Raw genomic sequence first — 21,395 nt, 5'->3', positions numbered from 1 at the left:
AGCTTCGGCGGACGTGGCCCGTGCCACATCCGCCGTGGTACTCAGGTCGGTACTCAGAACGCGGAAACCCCCGTCAGCGCCCGGCCGATGAGCAGCTTCTGGATCTGACTGGTGCCCTCGTAGAGGGTCATCACGCGGGCGTCGCGCAGCAGTTTGCCCGCCGGGTACTCGTCGATGTAGCCGTAACCGCCGAAGACCTGGAGGGCGTTGTTCGCGGCGCGGACGGCCGCCTCGGAGGCGAAGAGCTTGGCCTTGGAGGACTCCACGGCGAAGGGCAGGCCGCGGTCGACGAGGTCGGCGACCCGCCAGGTCAGCAGCCGGGCCGCGTCCACGTCGACGGCGATGTCGCTGATCAGCTCCTGGACGAGCTGGTGGTGGGCGATGCTCCGGCCGAACTGCTCGCGCTCCCCGGCGTAGCGGACGGCCGCGTCCAGCGCCGCCTGGGCGATGCCGACGCAGCCCGCCGCGACCGACATCCGGCCCTTGGCGAGGGCGGACATGGCGACGGAGAAGCCCTTGCCCTCCTCGCCCAGCATCGCGGAGGCGGGCACCCGCACGTCCTCGAGGACCAGTTCGGCGGTCGCCTGCCCGCGCAGGCCGAGCTTGCCGTGGATGGCGCGGCGGGTCAGGCCCGGGGTGTCAGCGGGCACGAGGAAGGCGGAGACGCCCTTGTGGCCGGGGGCGTCCGTGGAGCGGGCGAAGAGCAGGACGACATCGGCCCAGGTGCCGTTGGTGATGAACATCTTCGTGCCGTTGAGGACGTAGTCGTCGCCCTCGCGCACCGCGCGGGTGGCGAGGTTGCCCGCGTCGGACCCGGTCCCCGGCTCGGTCAGGCCGAAGCAGCCGACGTACTCGCCCGAGGTGAGCCCGGGCAGCCAGCTCCGCTTCTGCTCCTCGTCGCCCCAGGCGGCGATCGACTTGGCGACCAGGCCGAGCGAGACGGAGACGATTCCGCGCACGGACGAGTCGCCGCGGCCCAGCTCCTCGGTGACCAGGCAGTACGCCAAGTGGTCGCCGCCGGAGCCGCCGTACTCCTCGTCGATGGTCAGACCAAGGAAACCGAGCCGGCCGAGCTGCTTCACGATGCCGCGGTCGACCTCCTCGGCCCGGTCCCAGGCGACCACGTGCGGGGTGATCTCACGCGCCACGAAGTCCTGGGCGAGTTCCCGGACCGCGGTCTGCTCCGCACTGAGCCCCAGGTACACCACGAGATCACCTCTTTTGAAAGTCGCACATTTGAAAGCCGCACATTTAAATTAGCACTGCTAGTTTCGGTACGCAGCCCTACTATGTGCGCCATGGCCCGACCGCGCAAGCCCCTCCTCAGCACCGACCGGATCGTCGCGACGGCACGGGAACTCGTGGACGCGGAAGGCCTGTCGGCGGTCTCCACCCGCCGGCTCGCCGCCGAACTGGGCGTGAGCGGGCCCTCGCTCTACAACCACTTCCGCACCAAGGACGAGATCCTGGAGGCGGTGGCCGACTCGGTGAGCGCCCAGGTCGATCTGTCGATGTTCGAGGACGGCCGGGACTGGCGGACCGCGCTGCACGACTGGGCCGTCTCCTACCGGGCCGCCCTGCGCGACCACCCGAACGTCGTCCCGGTCCTGGCCCGCGGCCCCGGGCGCCGCCCGGCCGCGCTGCGCCTGGCCGACGCCGTCTACGGCGGGATGGTGGCGGCGGGCTGGCCCCCGGCGCAGGCCACCTCCATCGGCGCGCTGATGCGGTACTTCATCATGGGCTCCGCGCTGAGTTCCTTCGCCGGGGGCTTCGTGGACGACGAGAGCGCGTACGACCCCGCGGACTATCCCCACCTCGGCCAGGCCCACCTGCTCGCCGACCAGCCGGAGAAGATCGACGAGCGGGCCTTCGAGACGGGCCTGACGGCACTGCTGGACGGGCTGGTGCGGCAGTACGAGCAGGTCGGCCGCGGCGAGTAGCAGGCAGGCGGGTGACACTTCGGCGGCCACCGAAGTGTTCGTGCCGCATGCTGGGAGGCATGACCACCAGGGACCCCCAGGCACCGGGCCTCGCGGCGCTCGCCGGGCTGATCGCCGACGAGACGCGGGCCGCGTGTCTGCTGGCGCTGCTGGACGGGCGGGCCTGGACGGCCGGTGAGCTGGCCCGGCACGCCGGGGTCGCCGCGTCGACGCTCAGCGAGCACCTGGGCAAGCTGGTCGCCGGAGGGCTGCTCACCGGGGAACGGCAGGGCCGGCACCGGTATGTCCGGCTGGCCGGCCCGCGGGTCGCGCAACTGGTGGAGGACCTGGCCGCCCAGGTCGCGCCCGCCGCCGCCCGGCGCCCGCGCACCCTGCGGGAGGCCGGCGCCGGGTCGGCCATGGCCCGGGGCCGCACCTGCTACGACCACCTCGCCGGGCGGCTGGGCATCGCGGTCACCGACGCGCTCACCGCGCGCGGGCTGCTGCAGCAGGAGACCGGGTTCGCGCTCACGGACGCCGGCCTGGAGTGGTTCGGCTCGGCCGGCATCGGCCTGGAGCGCGGGGGCCGCCGACCCCTGGCCCGCGCCTGCCTCGACTGGACCGAGCGCCGCCCCCACCTCGCGGGCGTCGCGGGCGCGGCCCTGTGCCGGCACGCCCTGGACGCGGGCTGGTGCGTACGCATCGGCTCGGAGCGCGCGGTGAAGGTGACTCCGTCGGGCGAACGGGCGCTGTCCGAACTGCTGGGGATAGCGGAGGGCGCGCTCCGCTGAGCCCGGCTGCCCGTCCGAAATCCGCGAGCCCGCACCCCACCTCTCCTCCTAACCTCAGGAGCATGATGAACGCCACCCCGTCCACGAAGGCCCGACGCCCCGAGGTGCTCGCCGCCGGCGCGGCCGTCGTCACCGTCGTGCTGTGGGCCTCCGCCTTCGTGTCGATCCGCAGCGCGGGTGCCGCGTACTCACCGGGTGCGCTGGCGCTCGGGCGGCTGCTGTCCGGAGCGCTGGCGCTGGGGCTGATCTGTCTCGTCCGGCGGGAGGGGATGCCGCCGAGGCCGGCCTGGCGCGGGATCGCGATATCCGGGCTGCTCTGGTTCGGCTGCTACATGGTGGTCCTGAACTGGGGCGAGCAGCAGGTCGACGCGGGTACGGCCGCCCTGGTCGTGAACATCGGCCCGCTGCTGATCGCCCTGCTCGGCGCGCGGCTGCTCGGCGATCCGATGCCGCCGCGGCTGCTCGCGGGGATGGCGGTGTCGTTCGCCGGTGCGGTGACCGTGGGCCTTTCGATGTCCGGCGAGGGCGGTTCCTCGCTGCTCGGGGTGGCGCTGTGCCTGCTCGCGGCGGTCGCGTACGCCTCCGGGGTGGTCGCCCAGAAGCCCGCCCTGGCCCGGGCGAGCGCGCTCCAGGCGACGACGTGGGGGTGTTTCATCGGGGCCGTGGTCTGCCTGCCGTTCGCCGGGCAGCTGGTGCACGACGCGGCCGCTGCCCCGCTCTCGGCCACACTCAACATGGTCTACCTGGGCGTCTTCCCGACCGCGCTGGCCTTCACGACCTGGGCGTACGCCCTCGCCCGTACGACCGCGAGCCGCATGGGCGCGACCACGTACGCGGTGCCCGCGCTGGTCGTGCTGATGTCCTGGCTGGCGCTCGGCGAGGTGCCGGGGCTGCTGACGCTGGCAGGCGGGGTGCTGTGTCTGGCCGGTGTGGCGGTGTCCCGGTCCCGGGCGGCCCGTACCGCGGCTCCCGAGCCGGAGCCGCGGTCCGAGCGGGTGCCCTGAGGCTCAGAACACCACCAGCGCCCGGCCGCCCTTGCCCGCCAGCATGTTCTCGAAGGCGGCCGGGATGCCGTCGAGGGCGATCCGCTCGGTGACCAGCGCGCCGAGGTCCAGGCGGCCCGCCCGTACGTGCTCGGCGAGCACGGGCAGGTCGCGGGCCGGGTCGCAGTTGCCGTAGACGCAGCCGGACAGGGTGCGGCCCCAGTGGAAGATCTCGAGGGCGTTGAAGGTGACCTGCTCGTCCTTGCCGCCGATGCCGACGACCGTCGTACGGCCGCCCCGGCGGGTGGACTCCCAGGCCGCGCGGATGCTGACCGCGCGGCCCACGCACTCCACGGAGACGTCGACGCCCTGCTTTCCGGTGAGCGCGCGGATCTCGCGGGGGGTGTTCTCGGAGGCGAGGACGTAGTCGGTGGCGCCCGCGCCGCGGGCCAGTTCCTCCTTCCCGGGGGAGACGTCCACCGCGATGATCCGGGCGGCTCCGGCGATCCGGGCCGCCTGGAGGGTGGCGAGGCCGACGCCGCCCACGCCGAACACCGCGACCGTCTCGCCCGGCTGCACCCCTGCCGAGTGGTGGACGGCGCCGTAGCCGGTGAGGACGGCGCAGCCGAGGAGGGCCGCGTCGGTGAGCGGGACGCCGTCCGGGAGGGGCAGTACGCAGGTGGCGGGGACGACCGTCTCCTCGGCGAACGCGGCGACGTTCAGGCCGGGATGGAGCTCGGTGCCGTCGGCGGTACGGGCGTACACGTCGGCGGCGCCGTTCAGGGCGTTGGCGCACAACCAGACCTCGCCCAGCGTGCAGGCGTGGCAAGAGCCGCAGGACGGCGCCCAGTTGAGGACCACGGGTGCGCCGGGGGCCAGGTGCGTGACGCCCTCCCCCACGGCCACCACCGTGCCCGCGCCCTCGTGGCCGAGGACCGCCGGGACCGGTACCCGCATAGTGCCGTTGGACAGGGACAGATCGGAGTGGCACACACCGGCGGCGGCGAGGCGGACGCGGACCTGCCCGGGGCCCGGGTCCGGGAGCTCGATTCCGGTGATCTCCAGGGGTGCGCCGATGGCGGGCAGGACGGCGGCTCGTACGGCCATGGCTCGCGTACTTCCTTAGAACTGGAGGGACTTGGTCTGGAGGTACTCGGTGAGTCCGTGGGCGCCGAGTTCGCGGCCGACCCCGGACTGCTTGTAACCGCCGAAGGGGGCGAGGGGGTTGAAGCGGCCGCCGTTGATGTCGACCTGGCCGGTGTCCATGCGGCGGGCGAAGTCCACCGCCTCGGCTTCGTCACCCGCCCAGACGGCGCCCGCGAGGCCGTACACCGTGCCGTTGGCGATGCGCAGGGCGTCCTCCTCGTCCACGTAACGCAGGACGGTGAGGACCGGGCCGAAGATCTCCTCCTGGGCGATGGTCATCTCGGGCGTGACATCGGCGAAGACGGTGGGGCTGACGTGGTAGCCGCGCTCGCGCGGGGATCCGGGACCACCGGCGACCAGCCGGGCGCCCTCGGCGACGCCCTTCTCGATGTAGCCGCGCACGCGGTCGCGCTGCCGGGCGTTCACCACCGGGCCGATGCGGTCGCCGTACTTGGCGGCGGCGGCCGCGGCCAGCTCCACGGCCTCGTCGTACTGGTCGGTGTGCACCAGCATGCGGGTCCAGGCGCTGCACGTCTGGCCGGAGTTGGTCATCACGTTGGCGACGCCGACGTTGACCGCCCTGGCGAGGTCGGCGCTCGGCAGGATCACGTTGGCGGACTTGCCGCCGAGTTCGAGGGCGACCTTCTTCAGCGCGCCGCCGGCCACCGCGCCGATCCGCCTGCCGACGGCGGTGGAGCCGGTGAAGGAGACCAGGTCGACGTCCGGGTGCTCGGCGAGGGCCTGGCCGGCGACCGGGCCGAGGCCGGTGACCAGGTTGAACACCCCGGCGGGGACGCCCGCCTCGTGCACGGCCTCGGCGAAGAGCTGGGCGGTGAGCGGGGTGTCCTCGGCGGGCTTCAGGACGATCGTGCAGCCCGCGGCCAGCGCCGGGGCGGCCTTGGCGACGATCTGGTGCAGGGGGTAGTTCCAGGGGGTGATCGCGCCGACCACGCCGACGGGTTCGAGGTGGACGGTCGAGTTGCCGACCTTCTCCTCGAAGGGGTGGGTGGCGGTCAGTTCGGCGTACGAGCCCGCGACCGCGATCGGCACGGCCGTGTGGACGGCCTGCGACAGCTTCAGGGGCGAGCCCAGTTCCGCGGTGACCGTCTCGGCGATCTCCTCCTGGCGGGCCACGAGCGCGTCCCGCAGCGCGGCCAGCCGGGCGGCTCGCTCGGCCGGGGGTGTCGCGGCCCAGGCCGGGAGGGCGGCGCGGGCGGCGCGCACCGCGGTGTCGACGTCCTCGGCACAGGCCGCGGGGACGCGACCGATGACCTGTTCGTCGGCCGGGTTCACGACCTCGATCAGGTCGCCGCCCGCGGCGGGGCGCCAGGCGCCGTCGATGTAGAGGCCGTCGTGTGGCTTCATGCTGCTTCCTCCCGGCTGGGCGTGGCATGCCGTGTCGAGTCGTCCGACTCGTGGGCCGTCGCACGGCTCACAAACTAGCGGCGATAGTTTTCGCGCGCCAGCACGCCCTTTCGGGGGCTCACTCTTCCAGGTCGGGCAATCGCGCGGGGGACGGGCAGATCCGGTCGCCGTGCTGGTCGAAGACGAAGAGGTGGGCGAGGTCGACGAGCAGGGGGATCTGCATGCCGTGGCGGAGCTGGAGGTCGGGGGTGGTGCGCACGACCAGGTCGCCGGGCAGCCGGCCCTCCGGGGGCTCGGGGCCGGGGTCCGCGTCGGCCGGGGGTTCCAGGACCACCACCGGGCCGGCGCGCAGTGAGCTCGCCCGTTCCCGCAGCCGGTCCAGGACGCCGGGGCCCTCCCTGCGGCGGCGCCGGGCGGGGCGGGCGAGCGGACGCGGGGCCTCCAGCTCGGGCACGAGGGCGGGGCGTGAACCGGTGTCGAAGTGGACCAGCATCTCGTGCCCCTGGAACTCCAGGTGCCGCACGAGACCGGTGATCGGCACCTCGCCGGGGCGGGCGGCCTTGTGCTTGGCGATGCGGACGGCCTCCGAGCGCAGGCCGACGATCACCTCGCGGCCCTGCTGCACGCGCAGCAGGCGGTGGTCCAGGCAGAGGGGTTCGGGCAGGGGCAGGGCCTGCTTGCCGAGGCTGATGGTCATCGCGCCGTCCAGCGGAGCGCGGACCAGGCCGCGGATCAGATTGATGCGGGGGGTGCCGATGAAGGCGGCGACGAAGACATTGCGCGGCAGCGCGTACACCTCGCGCGGGGTGCCGACCTGCTGGAGCAGACCGCCGCGCAGGACGGCGACCCGGTCGCCGAGCGACATGGCCTCGGCCTGGTCGTGCGTGACGTACACCGTGGTGACGCCCAACTCGCGGGTGAGCTGGGAGATTTCGGCGCGCAGGTGGTTGCGCAGCTTGGCGTCGAGGTTGGACAGGGGCTCGTCCATCAGGAAGGCGGACGGATGGCGGGCGATGGCTCTTCCCATGGCGACCCGCTGGCGTTCGCCGCCGGAGAGCTGGCTCGGGAAGCGGTCGAGGAGGTCCTCTATGCCGAGCATGCGGGCGGTGGCGTCCACGCGGGTACGGGGGTCCGCGCCGGGGGTCTCGATGCGCAGCGGGAAGCCGATGTTGTCGCGGCTGGTCATGTTCGGGTAGAGCGCGAAGTTCTGGAAGACCATCGCGATGTCCCGGTCGGACGGGGCGAGGTCGTTGGCGTACTCGCCGTCGAGCAGCAGCTCACCCTCGTCGATCTCCTCCAGCCCGGCGATCATCCGCAGCACGGTGGACTTGCCGCAGCCGGAGGGCCCCAGCAGCACGAGGAACTCCCCCGGCGTGATCTCCAGCGACAACCGGTCCACCACGCGGACGCCTCGCGCGTAGGTCTTGCTCACGTCGTGCAGGGAGATGGCGCGTGTCATGGCAGCTGTCCCCGGGGGCGGTCGCGGTCGTAAGAGGCCTGTGAGTCACGGAAGTTAACGGAATGTGTGCACCCGGGGGAAGAGAACGGCCGAGATCGGGCGCCGTCGTCCGCCAGGCGAGAAAGCGGACGCCCCGATTCAGCGCTGCGCTTGGCGCTGAATCGCTGCCGCGCTTTCCCGCGTGCGGGCGCCGCCCGTCGCGAACCGGCCGCCGCTCGAACGGTCGACGGCGCTGCGGTCAGCGCCAGGTTCCTCGCCCCCGCCGCCCCTACCCTTCCCGTCCTCCAGGGGCTCCGCCCCTTCGACCCCGTCCGGGGGCTGCGCCCCCTGGCCCCCCGGCGGGGTGCAGGGGCCCAGCCCCGCAGGGACTTGGGGGCGCAGGGCGCAGCCCCGCGAGGGGTTCAGGGCAGCAGCCCCGCCACGGCTTGGGGGCGCAGCCCCCGGTCGAGTGCACAGACACAGCCCCACGGGAGTCCAGGCGGCGCAGCCCCGCAGGGGCTTGGGCAGCAGCCCCCGGTCGAGTGCAGGGGGCTTGGGGGCGCAGCCCCCCCGGTTGGGTGCACAGGCACAGCCCCGCAGGGGCTTGGGGGGCGCAGCCCCGCAGGGGCTTGGGGGCGGCAGCCACCGGTGGGGTGCGGGGGCGGAGCCCCGCGGGGGTTACAGGGGGCGGAGCCCCCTGGCGGGGTCGGAGGGGCGGAGCCCCTGGGGATGGGAATGGGTAGGGGCGGCGGGGGCGAGGGACCTGCGGTGACCGCAGAGGAGCCGGCGAGCCGCAGCGGAAACCGTCGGCCGGCGCCCGCGAACCGCCGGAGGTCACCGCGTTGCGGTCAGGTGGGCGAAGACGACCACGTTGCTGGTGTAGCCCGTTCTGCGGTTGTAGAGGCCGCCGCAGGTGAGGACACGGAGTTCGGGGCGGCGGCTCGGGCCGTACACCTCCTTGTCGGGGAAGTCGTCCTTGTCGAAGACCTTGACGCGGTCCACGGTGTAGACGGCGGTACGGCCGTCGGCGCGCCCGGCCTCGATCCGGCTGCCCGGCGGCACCTGGGCGAGGGCGGCGAAGACCGCCGGGCCGGTCCGGGTGTCGCGGTGGCCGACGGCGACGGCCGTACCCGTCTCACCGGGGGTGGGCCCGCCCTGGTACCAGCCGACGAGCTTGGGCTTGTCCAGCGGTGGCGTCTGGAGCTGGCGGTCGGGGCCGAGCCGTACGCCCACGATCGGCGCGTCCACCCCCAGCGAGGGGACCCGCAGGGCGGTCGCCGGTGATCGCGGCAGCGGCTGGGGCGGAGGTGCGGCCCGCCCGGCCTGGGTGGGCCCGCCGGCCCCGGCCGGGCCGGCCGCCGGCCCCTCGTGCCCGCCGCAGCGGACCACCGTCGCCAGGACGGTGACGAGCACGGCCGTCCTGGCGAGACGGTAGGCACGGGTCCGGTGCCAGGGCCTGCGTCTGCGCCTACGCGGCACCATGGGGGCGCCGGCGGATCAGCCGGAAGTACACGGCTCCGCTGACCACGACCAGGCCCACGGCAGCCGCCGCGGTCAGCGGGGTGTACGCCCCGGCCGTGTCGACGAGACCGCCACCGCCCGCGTGGACACCGCCCCGCGGACCGTCACCGTCGCGCTGTCCTTCGCTGTCGCCGCGCGACCCGTCACCGTCGCCGCGCGCCCCCTCGCCCTCGTCGCGCGGACCGTCGCCGTCGTGCGGCGCGGCCGCCCCGTCATGCCCGTGGTCCTCGATGCGGCCGGGGTCCCCGCCGGGCCCGTGGTCCGGCTGGCCGTGGCAGTCGACGCGGAAGATCTTCTCCCTCGGCGTGGCACCCGCGGTCCAGGTGAGCCGGTACTGCCCGTCCGCCAGCCCCAGCGGATCGGTGTGCCCGGCACCGGAGCCCGGGCCGAGCGCGATGGTCCCGGTCACGGTGGCACTGGTGGGCAGCGGCGGCTGAGCCACGATCGTGTAAGCCACGCTCGGCAGCGTGTCGAAGTTGACGGCGTCGAGGTAGAACCGGCAGACCACGGGGTCGTCCTTCGAGACGCCGAAGGGCACGCCCACCCGGTGGATCCTGATGTCACCCGCCTCCCCTTGGGCCACGGCGCTCGGCGCCGCCAGCCAGGTGGCTCCCGCCGCGGTGAGGACGGTGAGGGCACCGACGCCGAGCCGGCCGGCGACGGCGGGTGGGAGTGTCAAGGTGGGCATGGGCAGTCCTCCAAGTCAGACGATTTTCATACAAATCGACCTTTTATCTGACTCTCTTTCACAACCACCCCTGCCCTCGCGGCAGCGGCGCCCGACGCGCCGTCAGCTGTCGCCCGACCGGCGCAACGCAGGCCCCGTACGGCCCTCCCGCGCCGCCGGCCCGGCCGCCCGGGACGCCGCCTCCGGGGCCCCGGGACCACGCAGCGCACCGCCCGCCGAGAGCAGCAGCAGCGCACCCAGCATCACGAACGGCGCGGCCACCCCCGCGACCCCGGCGACCAGGCCCGCGGCGGCGGGCGCGGCGACCTGGCCGAGACGGTTGCCGGTCAGACGCAGCGCGAGCGCGGTGGAGCGGGCCTCGTCGGGGGCGGCCTGGACGACCGTCGTCATGGACAACGGCTGACCGACCCCGAGGCAGAAGCCGAGCGCGACGAGCATCAGGCCGAGCCCCCACACCGGCACCGGCAGCGCGACACCCGCGCACAGCACGGCCGCCAGCAGACAGGTCACGGTCAGCAGCAGGGAGCGGCCGAGCAGCCGCAGCAGCGGGGTGAGGACGAGCCGGCAGGCGATGGTCGCACCGGCCCGCAGACTGAGCAGGACGCCGACGACCGACGGCGCGATGCCCCGGTGCTCGCCCACCACCGGCAGGTAGGCGGTGAGGATGTCGGTGGCCGACAGCACGGAGAGGCTGATGAGCATCCCCGCCGGCACTCCCCTGGCGCCCAGGATGCGGCCGACCGGCACCCGCTCGCCGCCCGCGCCGCGGGACGTGACGGCCGTACGGTCCTCGATGCGCCACAGCGAGGTGAAGGCGACCGCGGCGCCCGCCCCCGCCACCACGAGGGCCAGCGCGCTGGAGCCCGCCATGTCGGGGCCGCCGATCACCGCGCCCGCCGCCACGGGCCCGATCAGCTGGCCGAGCGAGGCGCCGATGGTGAAGTGGCCGAAGTTGCGGTCCTGCTCGTGCGGGGCGGACTGCCGGGCCACCAGCGACTGGGCGCCGATCACGAAGCAGAGGTGGCCGAGGCCCATCACCCCGCTCCACAGGGCCATCGCCCACAGCGAGCCGGCGAGGCCGCTGAGGACGCAGCCGCCGGATATCAGGACCACGCCGACGGGCAGCAGGGGCGCGCAGCGGCCGTGGTCGGTGCGGCGGCCGAGCGGTACGGCCGCGAAGAGCGGCAGCAGGGCGTACACGCCCGCGATCACACCGACCGCCCGCTCGTCCGCTCCCAGCGCGAGGGCCCGGTAGGAGACGGCGGGCCGGGCCATCGACACCGCCCCCTGCGCGAAGCCGAAGGCGATGACGAGGCGGAGCAGCCAGCCGCGGTTCCCACCGGGCGCCATGGACGTTTCCTCCCTGGGAGATCAGACGGGGAGATCGGATGGGGGGATCGGGACGAGGGGGACGGGACGAGGGGGACGGGATGCGGGGCTCAGATGATGCCGAAGAGGATTCCTGCCCCGAGCACCACCAGCGATGTCAGCGCCGCCCACTTGACCACGAACCTGGTGTGGTCGCCGAACTCCACCTTCGCCATGCCGACCAGCACGTACACGGCCGGGACGAGCGGGCTGGACATGTGCAGCGGCTGGCCGACGAGGGAGGCGCGGGCGATCTCCAGGGAGGAGACGCCGTGTGCGTGGCCGGCCTCGGCGAGCACCGGGAGGATGCCGAAGTAGAAGCCGTCGTTCGACATGAAGTACGTGAGCGGGATGCTCAGCACGCCGGTGACGAAGGCCATGTGCGGGCCCATGCCGTCGGGGATGTTGGAGACCAGCCACTCGGCCATGTGGTCGACCATGCCGGTGCCCTGGAGGACGCCGGTGAAGACGGCGGCGGCGAAGACCATGCCGGAGACGTTGAGGACGTTCTCGGCGTGCGCCCCGAGGCGGGCCTTCTGGTCGGGCATGTGCGGGAAGTTGACGGTCAGCGCGAGGGCCGCGCCCAGCAGGAACAGCACCGGGATCGGCAGCCACTCCATGATCATGGCGGTGAGCAGGACGACCGTGAGCAGCGCGTTGAACCAGTACAGCTTGGGCCGCAGGGTCGGCCGGTCCGGGTCGAGGCCCTGCAGACCGTCGTCCTCGTCCTCGTCCCCGAGGGCGTCCGCGTCGGTGCCGGAGCCCGCGCCACCGGTGCGCACGGGGGCCTTGCCGTCACCCTTGCCGGCAGCGGCACCCTTGCCCGAACCGGCACCCACCAGGACGGTCTCCGTCTCCGGCTCCTCCACCAGCACCTCGTCCAGCGTCAGCACGCCGAGCCGCTTGCGCTCGCGGCGGCCGAGGACGTAGGCGAGGGCGAAGACGAACAGCAGGCCCACGGCGAGCGCGGGAATCATCGGCACGAAGATGTCGCTGGCGTCGAGCTTCAGCGCGGTCGCGGCGCGGGCGGTCGGGCCGCCCCAGGGCAGCGTGTTCATCACGCCGTTGGCCATGGCTGCCACACCGGTCATCACGACCAGGCTCATCTTCAGGCGCTTGTACAGCGGGTACATCGCCGAGACGGTGATCATGAAGGTGGTCGAGCCGTCGCCGTCCAGCGACACGATCGCGGCGAGGACGGCGGTGCCGACGACGATCCGCAGCGGGTCGGCCTTGCAGAACTTGAGGATCCCCCGGACGATCGGATCGAAGAGGCCGACGTCGATCATCACACCGAAGTAGACGATCGCGAACATCAGCATCGCCGCGGTGGGGGCGAGGCTGGTGACGCCGTCGAGGACGTAGTCGCCGAGCTTGGCGCCCTTGCCGACGAACACGCAGAACAGCGCGGGAATCAGCACGAGCGCCGCGATCGGCGACATCTTCTTCAGCATGATCAGGACCAGGAAGGTCGCGATCATGGCGAAGCCGAGGATGGTCAGCATGAGTGGATACCTAACGTTCGCCCTTGAACATCCCACCGGGCAGGCGGTGCGTTGACGTTAGGTCCGTTCAAACGGTGTTAACAAGACGTTGACCTGCGAGCAATAAGCGCAAAATGCCAGGTCACGGCTTTGCTCAGGTCACGGGGGTGAGCTTTTCGGTCACGGCGGCGACCTCGACGGGCACTCCGTTGAGGACCGCGTTGCCCGACAGCGGGTCGAGCAGGCTGCCGTCGAGGAGCTGGTTGACGTTGACGCCGGGGTCGGTGGCGGCGTGGCTCATCCGGGTGCCCGGGCGGTCGTGCCCCCAGCCGTGCGGCAGGCTCACCACACCGGGGCGCACGCCGTCGGTGACCTCGGCGGGGGCAGTGACCTCTCCCCCGGCGCCCTTGACGCGGACGGCCGCCCCGTCCCGCACGCCCAGGCGTTCGGCGTCCTCGGGGTGGATGTGCAGGGTGCAGCGGTTGGTGCCGCCGGTGAGGGCGGGCACGTTGTGCATCCAGCTGTTGTTGGACCGCAGATGGCGCCGGCCGACCAGAACGAGCCCGTCGGCGCGTTCACGCAGGGCCTCGCGCAGGCGGGGCAGGTCGTCCGCGATGGGCCGCGGGAGCAGCTCGACCTTGCCGCTCCTGGTCTTCAGCGGCTGCGGCAGGCGGGAGCCCAGCGGGCCGAGGTCGATGCCGTGCGGGTGTTCGAGGAGCCTGGCCAGGCTCAGTCCGTCCGGTCGTACGCCGAAGCCGTCGCCGTAGGGACCGAGGCGCAGCATCATGTCGAGCCGCCGCTCGGGGCCGGTGTCGCCGGTGAGTCGTGCGGCGAGTTCCTTCGGGTCACGGCCGTGCACCGGGGAGTGGGGGTCCTGGACGGCCTTGCCGAGGGTCTGGTCGACCACCATGGCGTCGACGGCCGCCGGGTCGGCGCCGTGCATGCCGGTCGCGGCGAGGATGAGGCGGGCCAGGATCTCGGTCTCGGCCATCCGGCCGGGCTCCAGGGGAACGGCGGGGCGGTTGTAGCGGACCTGGTTGCGTACGGCGAGGGTGTTGAAGGCGAAGTCGTGGTGCGGGCTCTGCGACGGCGGCGGCGGGGGCAGCACGACGTGGGCGTGGCGCGAGGTCTCGTTCAGGTAGGGGTCGACGCTGACCATGAAGTCCAGGGAGGCCAGGGCCTTGTCGAGCCGGTCGCCGTCCGGGGCGGACAGCACGGGGTTGGCGGCGACCGCCATGAGGGCGCGGATCGGCTCGCCCTCCTCGGTGGCGGTGTCGATCTCCTCGGCGAGCGCGGAGAGCGGCAGCTCGCCCTTCGCCTCGGGGTGCCGGCTCACCCGGGAGTGCCAGCGGCCCAGGGCGAACCCGCGGCCGGGTCCGGCGGGGCGGGGCGTCTTGTCGGTCGCCGCCTGCGGGAAGAGGGCACCGCCGGGGCGGTCGAGGTTGCCGGTGAGGATGTTGAGGACGTCCACGAGCCAGCTGGCGAGGGTGCCGTGCGGGACGGTGCAGCTGCCGATGCGGCCGTAGACGGCGGCGGTGGGGGCGGCGGCGAGTTCGCGGGCGAGGGTACGGATCTCGGCGGCCGGTACGTCGCAGGCCTCGGCCACCGCCTCCGGGCTGAAGTCCGCGACGGCGGCCTCCAGTTCGCCGAGCCCCTGGACGTGCGGCGTCAACTCGCCGAGGTCGACCAGCTTTTCCTCGAAGAGGATGTACGCCATCGCCGCCAGCAGAGCCGCGTCGGTGCCGGGGCGGATCGCGATGTGCCGGTCGGCGAGCTTGGCGGTGCGGGTGCGGCGCGGGTCGATGACGACGAGCGTGCCGCCGCGGGCCTTGAGCGCCTTGAGCTTGCCGGGGAAGTCGGGGGCCGTGCACAGACTTCCGTTGGACTCCAGCGGGTTGGCGCCGATGAGCAGCAGGTGGTCGGTGTGGTCGAGGTCCGGCACGGGGATGGCGTTGGCGTCGCCGAACAGCAGCCCGCTGGAGACGTGCTTGGGCATCTGGTCGAGCGTGGAGGCGGTGAACAGGCTGCGGGTGCGCAGCGCGCCGGCCAGGACCTGCGGGTAGAGTCCGCCGGCCATGGTGTGCACGTTGGGGTTGCCGAGGACCACGCCGACGGAGTCCGCCCCGTACCGCTCGACGACAGGCCGGATTCCCGCGGCGACGGCATCGAAGGCCTCCTCCCAGCTCGCCTCGCGCAGCTCGCCGTCCCTGCGGACCAGGGGCGTGCGCAGCCGGTCCGGGTCACCGTCGACGGCACCGAAGGAGGCGCCCTTGGGGCAGATGAACCCCTTGCTGAACACGTCGTCGCGGTCACCCCGGGCACCGGTGACCCGGGTCCCGTCGATGGTGAGCGTCAGGCCGCAGGTGGCCTCGCACAGGGGGCAGATTCGCAGGGCGGTGCGGGACACGGGTCCTCCCGGTGGTGGCGGCGGCGCTGACGCCTCGGATGAGGGGAGCATACCGACCGGTATGCATGATGGGGAGGGTCTGACCCGGGATGGCGTGGGGCGGCGTACCGCTCGGGGCGTCGGCGTGCGCGGCACTCAGCACTCCGCGTCCGCGGCGACGTCGGCGCTGAGCCACGGGCGGCGCCTCAGTCCAGCACCCGCCCCAGATACGCCCTCAGCAGCTCCCGGATCTCCCCGATGATCGCCTCGTCGCCGTCCGGGTCCACCCGGAAGGCGAGCTGGACCAGGGTGTCGGAGGCTTCCACGGCCACCAGGAAGACGCGGCGGAGTTCGTCGTCGGGGTCGCGGCCGAGATAGCCGGAGAGGAGGTCGGTGAGGCGGTCGGCGACCCGGTGGTTGGGCTCGGCGTGCCGGGCGCCGACCGGGATCTGGTTGCCGAAGTCGACGAGGGAGAAGCCGGGCGCAGTGCGCTTCATGGCCAGGTACTCGTCCAGGACGGCGTCCATCGCCGCCCGCCAGTCCCCTCGCCGGGCGTCCTTCAGGCGGTCGGTGACACGCTCGGAGTACCGCTCGAGGTTGCGCTGTGCGAGCGCGTCGGCCATCTGCCGCTTGTTGCCGAAGAAGCGGTACACGGAGCCGATGGGCACCCCGGCGCGCAGCGCCACGGCCCGCGTGCTCAACGCGTCGTAGCCGACCTCGTCGAGGAGGTCGGCGCAGGCGTCGAGGATCCTGGTCAGCCGTTCTGCGCTGCGCCGCTGCACGGGCGCCCGGCGCAGCGATGTCGCATCGTGGGGCACGGGCTTCATGATGCCTTCCCGCCGGACTCCGGTGAACCTCGCCCCCTGGTACGGAGACGGATGGCCCATGCACTCATCTCGCCCGGGTCAGGGCGAGGACACCGGCGACGACACCGGTGGCGATTCCGGTGGCGACTGCGGTGACGACTCCGCCCCGGACGCCGTGATGTCGGCCGTGCTCTCCACCGGCTTGCCGTGCACCGCCCACACCGTGCCGTCGTCGGCGTACAGGCGGGCGGTGAGGTGGTGGGTACCGTGCGGGACGAACCGGGCGGCGAGCCGGTACCCGGGGGTGCGCAGCCGGGTCACCTGACCGCCGTCGACGAAGAGGTAGGCCAGCCCCCGCCCCGCGACCGCCTGCGCCTTCGCGCCCGGCGCGGAGAAGCGGAAGTCGCGGACGGTCAGCCGGACGTCCCAGCTGCCGCCGGCGTCGGGCGTCACCTCGATACCGACCTCGGGTGCCTTGTCCTTGCCGACCTCTCGGTAGTGCCGCCCTTCCCCGTCCGTCTCGTCGAGGAGTCTGCCCACCGATGATGGTGACCCCCCGTCCTTCCTCTCGCTCGCGTCGCTCGTGCCGCAGCCCGCCGGTCCGGTCAGCAGCGGGACGCAGACGACGAGCGCGGCGAGCAGCCCCCGCTTCCACGACATGCCCGGGACTCTAGAACAGCGCGCCGGGACGCGAATCCTTCTGAAGTCTGGTTCCGTCCCTACCTCTCGCGGAGGACCCCTGTAGGACCCCCGAGGGACGCCGGACCCCCGCAGGACGCCGGTCCCTCTTGCGTCCGCGAAAACGCAATCCTACGGTGATACATAGGAATCAGGTTCGCAAGGGAGCGATCATGAGCGGGGACGCGCGCAAGACCGCGGAGGCACTGGCCTATCTGTCCGGATTCGGCAACGAGCACGCTACGGAGGCGGTGCCCGGCGCCCTGCCCGAGGGCCGCAACTCCCCGCAGCGAGCGCCGCTCGGCCTGTACGCGGAACAGCTCAGCGGCTCGGCGTTCACCGAGCCCAGGGCGCACAACCGGCGCTCCTGGCTGTACCGGATCCGCCCCTCGGCCGCCCACCCCTCCTTCGTCCGCACCGACAACGGCGCGATCCGCACGGCCCCCTTCACCGAGACCGTGCCGGACCCGAACCGGCTGCGCTGGAACCCGCTGCCCGAGCCGCCGGCCGGGACGGACTTCCTGGCGGGCCTGTGGACCCTGGGCGGCAACGGCGACGCGGCCCAGCGCGCGGGCATGGCGGTGCACCTCTATCACGCCAACTCCTCCATGGAGCGCGTCTTCAGTGACGCCGACGGTGAGCTGCTGATCGTGCCGGAGCGCGGCGGGCTGCTGCTGCGCACGGAGTTCGGGCTGCTGCACGCGGAGCCGGGACATGTGGCGCTGGTGCCGCGGGGGGTGCGCTTCCGGGTGGAACTGCTCGACACGGCATCGGATGGCGGGCAGAGCCCGACTGCCCGTGGTTACGTCTGCGAGAACTACGGCGCCCCCTTCCGCCTCCCCGATCTCGGCCCGATCGGCGCCAACGGACTGGCCAACGCCCGTGACTTCCGGGCGCCGGTCGCCGCGTACGAGGACGTCGAGGGGCCGGTGGAGGTGGTGAACAAGTTCTGCGGCAACCTCTGGTCGGCGACGTACGACCACTCGCCGCTCGATGTGGTGGCCTGGCACGGCAACCATGTGCCGTACGTCTACGACCTGCGCCGCTTCAACGTCATCGGCACGATCTCCTACGACCATCCCGACCCGTCGATCTTCACGGTGCTGACCTCCCCCTCGGACACCCCCGGGCTGGCGGGCGTCGACTTCGTGGTCTTCGCGCCGCGCTGGCTGGTGGGCGAGGACACCTTCCGGCCGCCGTACTTCCACCGGAACGTGATGAGCGAGTACATGGGCCTGGTCGAGGGCGCCTACGATGCGAAGACCGCCGGAGAAGGGGGCTTTGTGCCGGGCGGCGGTTCGCTGCACAACATGATGTCGGCGCACGGCCCGGACCGGGAGACGTTCGACCGGGCGAGCGCGGCCGAGCTGAAGCCGCAGAAAATCGATGACGGGCTCGCGTTCATGTTCGAGACGCGCTGGCCGGTGACGCTCACGCCCCACGCGGAGCGGGCGGACCACCTCCAGCAGCGGTACGACGACGTGTGGCAGGGCCTCGAGCGGCACTTCCGCCCCTTGCACTGAGGATTTGCTCCAGGTACGGATGGCCCCGTGACCTCCTTCGCCCCCGACTCCATCGTCCTGAACCGCAAGCTGCCGCTCTGGTACCAGGTGTCGCAGTCGCTGCGCGCCTCGATACTCGGCCGCTCGCCGCGGGATCCGCTCCGCCTGCCCACCGAGGAGCGGCTGGCGGAGCACTACGGGGTCAGTGTGCTGACCATGCGGCAGGCGCTGAAGGAGCTGGAGGACGAGGGGCTGATCACCCGGCACCGCCGGCGCGGCACGTTCATCGAGCCGGACGCCCTGCGGGGCGCTCCCGTGCGGCTGCTGGGCTCGGTGGACGCGATCGTGGCCCAGCAGTCCGGCATGACGACCGAACTGCTGGACCACGGCAGGGCGGCCGTGCCGGCCGAACTCGCCGAGTACTTCCCGGACCTCGCCGAGGTGGCCACGTACCACCGGCTGCGCAGCGACGAGAAGACCGGCGAGCCGACCAACCACGCCCGCAACCACATCCGTCCCGAACTGGCCGCGCGCATCGACCTGGACGACCTGGTGCGCTGGCCGATGACCAAGGTGCTGCGGGATGTGGTCGGGGCGGACATCAGCCGCATCACGGACACCGTGGAGGCCAGACTGGCCGACCCCGACACCGCGCGCCTGCTCCAAGTCCCCCTGCTCAGCCCGATCCTCCACTACACGGGCATCACCTACGACACCGCCGGCCGTGCCCTGGACGTGGCGATCATCCACTACCGGGGCGACCGCTTCTCCTTCACGGTGACCTTGGACGCGTAGGCGCTCCGCTGGTTCCGCGATGGGCCGCCGGGCGAGCTCGCGGCGACGGGTCGCGTCCGCGCGGAAGGCGCGTTGCGCAGCCGACAGCCTGCGGTACGCCACGACAGGGCCGACCCGCACGAAAGCCGCGCCGGACCGCCGACTCATCACCACAGCGCACCCCCGCAGGCTGTGGCGCCCCGTCAGCCGCCGGTCGCGCCGCGCGGAGCCCGCGACGGCCCGCCGGCCGTCTGCGGAGCCCGCAGCGAGGGGCGTGGCCGGGCGGCAGCCGCGTTGCGCAGGCGGCGCTCTGCGGTGCGTCATGACGGGGCACGCCCGCACGAAAGCCACGACGGACCGCCGGCTCATCACCAGGGCGCACCGACCGTCAGCCGCCCATGGGTCACCGTAAGCAATCGCGCCGCGCGGAGTCCGCGATGAGACGCCGGCCGCCCACGGAGTGATCGTGCAGGGCCACATCCGCGCGCAGGCCGCGACGGGACGTCGTGGCGGGCGCGGGTGCGCGGTGGTGGGCCCGTGTCTCTTCTGGGGGCTGCCGTACGATGCCCAGCGTGACGCACGACGACGCTCCGCTGCTGGCGGACCTCATGCCGTGGTCCGTCGCACCGCTGCGGCTGGGCCGCGCCTGGCCGACGGCGCCTGATCCGGGCTCGCTGAGAGCCCGGTGGGATGTTCTGCTGAAGGCCGAGGGGGCGGATCGGGAGGCTCTGTTCGAGTCGACGCGTTCGCGGACGCCGCATTCGGCGGTGGGGCAGTTGCCCGGCCAGTCGAGCGGCACGGAGAAGCTGGTGCGGGCCTCGGGCCCCTGCCCGGAACCCGTGCGGGTGCTCGCGGCCCCCTTCGACGAGCAGTGGCTGATCCCCGACCACCGCCTGCTGGACGCGGCCCGCCCCGAGCTGTGGCGGGTGGCCGACGAGCACCAGGTCTTCACCGTGGAGACGGCCGGGGACATCCCCGCCCTGGGCTCACCCCTCCTGGCCACCTCCCGCCTCCCCCTCCTTCGGCCGGGCCGCATCCGCCCGCTGTACCGGCGCCCGGGGGGCGGGGAACCGAACCTCGCACCGGGCCTGCCGGCTTTCCTGGCCGCCCGTCTGGGCCTGTCCCCGGCCCCGCTGGACGTGCTCGCCTGGATCCTGGCCACGACCCGCCCGGACCTCTCCGTCCCGCTCACCGGCGACGCCGAACTCTGGGCCCGGGGCGTACGGCTGGGCCACCGCATGCTCTGGCTGATGCGCCGCGACGGCGAACGTCCCAAGCTCCCCGGCGGGCGCCGCCCCTACGTCCGCGCGCCCCTGCCAGTCCTCCCCCACTCTCGACTGCGCTCGAGCGGGGGGACCCCCATGCTGACCCTGCACTACGACCGCGACGAGGAGACCCTGCATCTCGACGAGGGCCGCATCTCGCCGGTACCGCCACAGGCATGGGACTTCGAGGTCGCCGGGGTCCGGGTGGTGGAGCAGTGGTTCGCGACCCGCACCACCCCCGCCGAGCCCGGCACCCTCGCCGCGATCAGCCCCGGCTCCTGGCCGCAGACCTGGACATCGGAGCTGCTGGAACTGATCACGGTGCTCGCGCTCCTGGCGGAGCTGAAGCCGCGGCGGGAAGAGCTGGAGCAGACGGCCCCGGTCACGGCCACCGACCTCCGCGAGGCGGGCGTACTCCCGGCCCCGGAGTGGTCCCACCGCCCCGCCTCCGTCCTCGACCACCACGAGGAGGGCCCGGAGGGGCAGTTCGCGCTGCTTTAGCGGGCCATCGGTCGGTCAGCGGGCGCCCCGGTCCGGGTCGAAGGCGTCCAGTACCCGTTCCAGCGCCCGCTGGAACACCGCCTCCAGATCGATCGGCCCGGAATCCGCCGTGAAGGCCGCCGCCATCCGCGGATACGCGCCGGAGGCGATCCGACCGCCCAGATAGGCGATGCGGACCGCGTTCTCCTCGTCCTCGGACCACGGCAGGGAGCGAACACGCTCGGCGGTGTCGAGTTCGTTGCGGACGTACGTGGTCACCACGCCGTTCAGCATCGCGACGAGCTCGATCTTCGTGCCGTAGGCGGCCGGAAGCGGGTCCAGGCAGGCCAGGCAGTGCTCGATGTAGCGCAGGGCGTGGGGGCTGAAGCCGTACACGGGGGACATCAGGCGCGGCATCCAGGGGTGGCGGTGCATCAGGCCGCGGGTCTGGTGGGCGACGCGGAGCATGTCGGCCCGCCAGTCACCGGCCGGCTCCCACAGCTCGTGCTCGCCGCTGACCGCGTCCACCATCAGCTCGTACAGGTCCTCCTTGCGGGGGACGTAGTTGTACAGCGACATCGTGCCGCAGCCCAGTTCGGCCGCGACGTGCCGCATGGACACCGCGTCCAGCCCCTGGGCATCTGCGATGCGTACGGCGGCGGCCGCGATGTCGGCGCGGGTGTACGCCGGCCGCGGGCCTCGCCCGGCGCGCTCGGGGCGCGCCCAGATCACTTCGGGTACGGCCCCTCGGCCTGCCATCGATCATCACCTCGCCCCACCATCTTAGTTACGTACATCGTA

18 protein-coding genes are annotated in these 21,395 nt (G+C 73.0%); 6 read left to right on the top strand and 12 right to left on the bottom strand.

All coding sequences use genetic code 11. The features are described 5' to 3' along the window. Positions 1-53: 53 nt before the first annotated feature. Positions 54-1,205 (bottom strand): acyl-CoA dehydrogenase family protein, encoded by a 1,152-nt coding sequence (locus ACH45E_RS17305; protein WP_361441459.1) that lies wholly within the window; start codon positions 1,203-1,205, stop codon positions 54-56. Between the two features lie 93 nt (positions 1,206-1,298). Here ACH45E_RS17305 and ACH45E_RS17300 point away from each other — a divergent pair, with 93 nt between their 5' ends. The 3 genes from ACH45E_RS17300 to ACH45E_RS17290 all read left to right on the top strand — a co-directional run bounded on the left by ACH45E_RS17300 (position 1,299) and on the right by ACH45E_RS17290 (position 3,714). Continuing rightward, complete coding sequence (locus ACH45E_RS17300) at positions 1,299-1,940, top strand: TetR/AcrR family transcriptional regulator (protein ID WP_361440548.1); 642 nt, start codon at positions 1,299-1,301, stop codon at positions 1,938-1,940. 59 nt (positions 1,941-1,999) lie between these two features. Next, the gene (locus ACH45E_RS17295; protein WP_361440545.1) at positions 2,000-2,710 is read left to right on the top strand and encodes a winged helix-turn-helix domain-containing protein; all 711 of its coding nucleotides are present in this window, start codon (positions 2,000-2,002) and stop codon (positions 2,708-2,710) included. Between the two features lie 65 nt (positions 2,711-2,775). Next, complete coding sequence (locus ACH45E_RS17290) at positions 2,776-3,714, top strand: DMT family transporter (protein WP_361441457.1); 939 nt, start codon at positions 2,776-2,778, stop codon at positions 3,712-3,714. A 3-nt stretch (positions 3,715-3,717) separates the two neighbouring features. Here the strand turns inward: ACH45E_RS17290 and ACH45E_RS17285 are convergent, their stop codons facing one another. From ACH45E_RS17285 to ACH45E_RS17240, 10 genes are all read right to left on the bottom strand, one after another. Next, positions 3,718-4,800 (bottom strand): zinc-binding dehydrogenase, encoded by a 1,083-nt coding sequence (locus ACH45E_RS17285; protein ID WP_361440542.1) that lies wholly within the window; start codon positions 4,798-4,800, stop codon positions 3,718-3,720. Between the two features lie 15 nt (positions 4,801-4,815). Next, positions 4,816-6,204, bottom strand: coding sequence for an aldehyde dehydrogenase family protein (locus ACH45E_RS17280; protein WP_361440539.1), 1,389 nt, complete (start codon positions 6,202-6,204; stop codon positions 4,816-4,818). 118 nt (positions 6,205-6,322) lie between these two features. Further along, a complete protein-coding gene (locus ACH45E_RS17275) occupies positions 6,323-7,663 on the bottom strand; it encodes an ABC transporter ATP-binding protein (RefSeq protein ID WP_361440536.1) in 1,341 nt (446 codons plus the stop codon). A gap of 813 nt (positions 7,664-8,476) precedes the next feature. Beyond that, complete coding sequence (locus ACH45E_RS17270) at positions 8,477-9,124, bottom strand: class F sortase (protein ID WP_361440533.1); 648 nt, start codon at positions 9,122-9,124, stop codon at positions 8,477-8,479. Further along, positions 9,111-9,851 carry a hypothetical protein gene (locus ACH45E_RS17265; RefSeq protein ID WP_361440530.1) on the bottom strand — a complete coding sequence of 247 codons (741 nt, stop codon included), beginning with the start codon at positions 9,849-9,851 and terminating at the stop codon, positions 9,111-9,113. Before ACH45E_RS17265 ends, ACH45E_RS17270 begins: the two co-directional genes overlap by 14 nt. A gap of 102 nt (positions 9,852-9,953) precedes the next feature. Beyond that, the gene (locus ACH45E_RS17260) at positions 9,954-11,201 is read right to left on the bottom strand and encodes an MFS transporter (RefSeq protein ID WP_361440527.1); all 1,248 of its coding nucleotides are present in this window, start codon (positions 11,199-11,201) and stop codon (positions 9,954-9,956) included. Between the two features lie 89 nt (positions 11,202-11,290). Further along, positions 11,291-12,724, bottom strand: a complete 1,434-nt coding sequence (locus tag ACH45E_RS17255) for a citrate:proton symporter (RefSeq protein WP_361440524.1) — start codon at positions 12,722-12,724, stop codon at positions 11,291-11,293. Positions 12,725-12,857: 133 nt separating this feature from the next. Next, complete coding sequence (locus ACH45E_RS17250; RefSeq protein WP_361440521.1) at positions 12,858-15,110, bottom strand: molybdopterin oxidoreductase family protein; 2,253 nt, start codon at positions 15,108-15,110, stop codon at positions 12,858-12,860. A gap of 185 nt (positions 15,111-15,295) precedes the next feature. After that, complete coding sequence (locus ACH45E_RS17245) at positions 15,296-15,916, bottom strand: TetR/AcrR family transcriptional regulator (protein WP_361440518.1); 621 nt, start codon at positions 15,914-15,916, stop codon at positions 15,296-15,298. Positions 15,917-15,994: 78 nt separating this feature from the next. Next, complete coding sequence (locus tag ACH45E_RS17240) at positions 15,995-16,555, bottom strand: hypothetical protein (protein ID WP_361440515.1); 561 nt, start codon at positions 16,553-16,555, stop codon at positions 15,995-15,997. Between the two features lie 191 nt (positions 16,556-16,746). Here ACH45E_RS17240 and hmgA point away from each other — a divergent pair, with 191 nt between their 5' ends. The 3 genes from hmgA to ACH45E_RS17225 all read left to right on the top strand — a co-directional run bounded on the left by hmgA (position 16,747) and on the right by ACH45E_RS17225 (position 20,615). Further along, complete coding sequence (hmgA, locus tag ACH45E_RS17235) at positions 16,747-18,096, top strand: homogentisate 1,2-dioxygenase (RefSeq protein WP_361440512.1); 1,350 nt, start codon at positions 16,747-16,749, stop codon at positions 18,094-18,096. A gap of 27 nt (positions 18,097-18,123) precedes the next feature. After that, entirely contained in the window at positions 18,124-18,870 is a 747-nt protein-coding gene (locus ACH45E_RS17230) for a GntR family transcriptional regulator (protein WP_361440509.1), read from the top strand. Positions 18,871-19,412: 542 nt separating this feature from the next. Beyond that, complete coding sequence (locus ACH45E_RS17225) at positions 19,413-20,615, top strand: type ISP restriction/modification enzyme (protein WP_361440506.1); 1,203 nt, start codon at positions 19,413-19,415, stop codon at positions 20,613-20,615. A gap of 15 nt (positions 20,616-20,630) precedes the next feature. Here the strand turns inward: ACH45E_RS17225 and ACH45E_RS17220 are convergent, their stop codons facing one another. Further along, the gene (locus ACH45E_RS17220; RefSeq protein ID WP_361440503.1) at positions 20,631-21,353 is read right to left on the bottom strand and encodes a TetR/AcrR family transcriptional regulator C-terminal domain-containing protein; all 723 of its coding nucleotides are present in this window, start codon (positions 21,351-21,353) and stop codon (positions 20,631-20,633) included. Positions 21,354-21,395 lie beyond the last annotated feature (42 nt).

This window comes from Streptomyces sp. NPDC020299, assembly GCF_044387825.1.
In the GTDB taxonomy this organism is placed as follows: domain Bacteria; phylum Actinomycetota; class Actinomycetes; order Streptomycetales; family Streptomycetaceae; genus Streptomyces.
Note: the sequence above shows the minus strand (reverse complement) of the source record. Positions and strands in the feature narration are given on the sequence as shown.

Coding starts and splice junctions, on each gene's coding strand:
- ACH45E_RS17285 (WP_361440542.1), bottom strand. CDS start 4,800: ATGGCCGTACGAGCCGCCGTCCTGCCCGCCATCGGCGCACCCCTGGAG.
- ACH45E_RS17295 (WP_361440545.1), top strand. CDS start 2,000: ATGACCACCAGGGACCCCCAGGCACCGGGCCTCGCGGCGCTCGCCGGG.
- ACH45E_RS17260 (WP_361440527.1), bottom strand. CDS start 11,201: ATGGCGCCCGGTGGGAACCGCGGCTGGCTGCTCCGCCTCGTCATCGCC.
- ACH45E_RS17290 (WP_361441457.1), top strand. CDS start 2,776: ATGAACGCCACCCCGTCCACGAAGGCCCGACGCCCCGAGGTGCTCGCC.
- ACH45E_RS17270 (WP_361440533.1), bottom strand. CDS start 9,124: ATGGTGCCGCGTAGGCGCAGACGCAGGCCCTGGCACCGGACCCGTGCC.
- hmgA (WP_361440512.1), top strand. CDS start 16,747: ATGAGCGGGGACGCGCGCAAGACCGCGGAGGCACTGGCCTATCTGTCC.
- ACH45E_RS17275 (WP_361440536.1), bottom strand. CDS start 7,663: ATGACACGCGCCATCTCCCTGCACGACGTGAGCAAGACCTACGCGCGA.
- ACH45E_RS17220 (WP_361440503.1), bottom strand. CDS start 21,353: ATGGCAGGCCGAGGGGCCGTACCCGAAGTGATCTGGGCGCGCCCCGAG.
- ACH45E_RS17300 (WP_361440548.1), top strand. CDS start 1,299: ATGGCCCGACCGCGCAAGCCCCTCCTCAGCACCGACCGGATCGTCGCG.
- ACH45E_RS17255 (WP_361440524.1), bottom strand. CDS start 12,724: ATGCTGACCATCCTCGGCTTCGCCATGATCGCGACCTTCCTGGTCCTG.
- ACH45E_RS17225 (WP_361440506.1), top strand. CDS start 19,413: ATGCCCAGCGTGACGCACGACGACGCTCCGCTGCTGGCGGACCTCATG.
- ACH45E_RS17265 (WP_361440530.1), bottom strand. CDS start 9,851: ATGCCCACCTTGACACTCCCACCCGCCGTCGCCGGCCGGCTCGGCGTC.
- ACH45E_RS17245 (WP_361440518.1), bottom strand. CDS start 15,916: ATGAAGCCCGTGCCCCACGATGCGACATCGCTGCGCCGGGCGCCCGTG.
- ACH45E_RS17280 (WP_361440539.1), bottom strand. CDS start 6,204: ATGAAGCCACACGACGGCCTCTACATCGACGGCGCCTGGCGCCCCGCC.
- ACH45E_RS17240 (WP_361440515.1), bottom strand. CDS start 16,555: ATGTCGTGGAAGCGGGGGCTGCTCGCCGCGCTCGTCGTCTGCGTCCCG.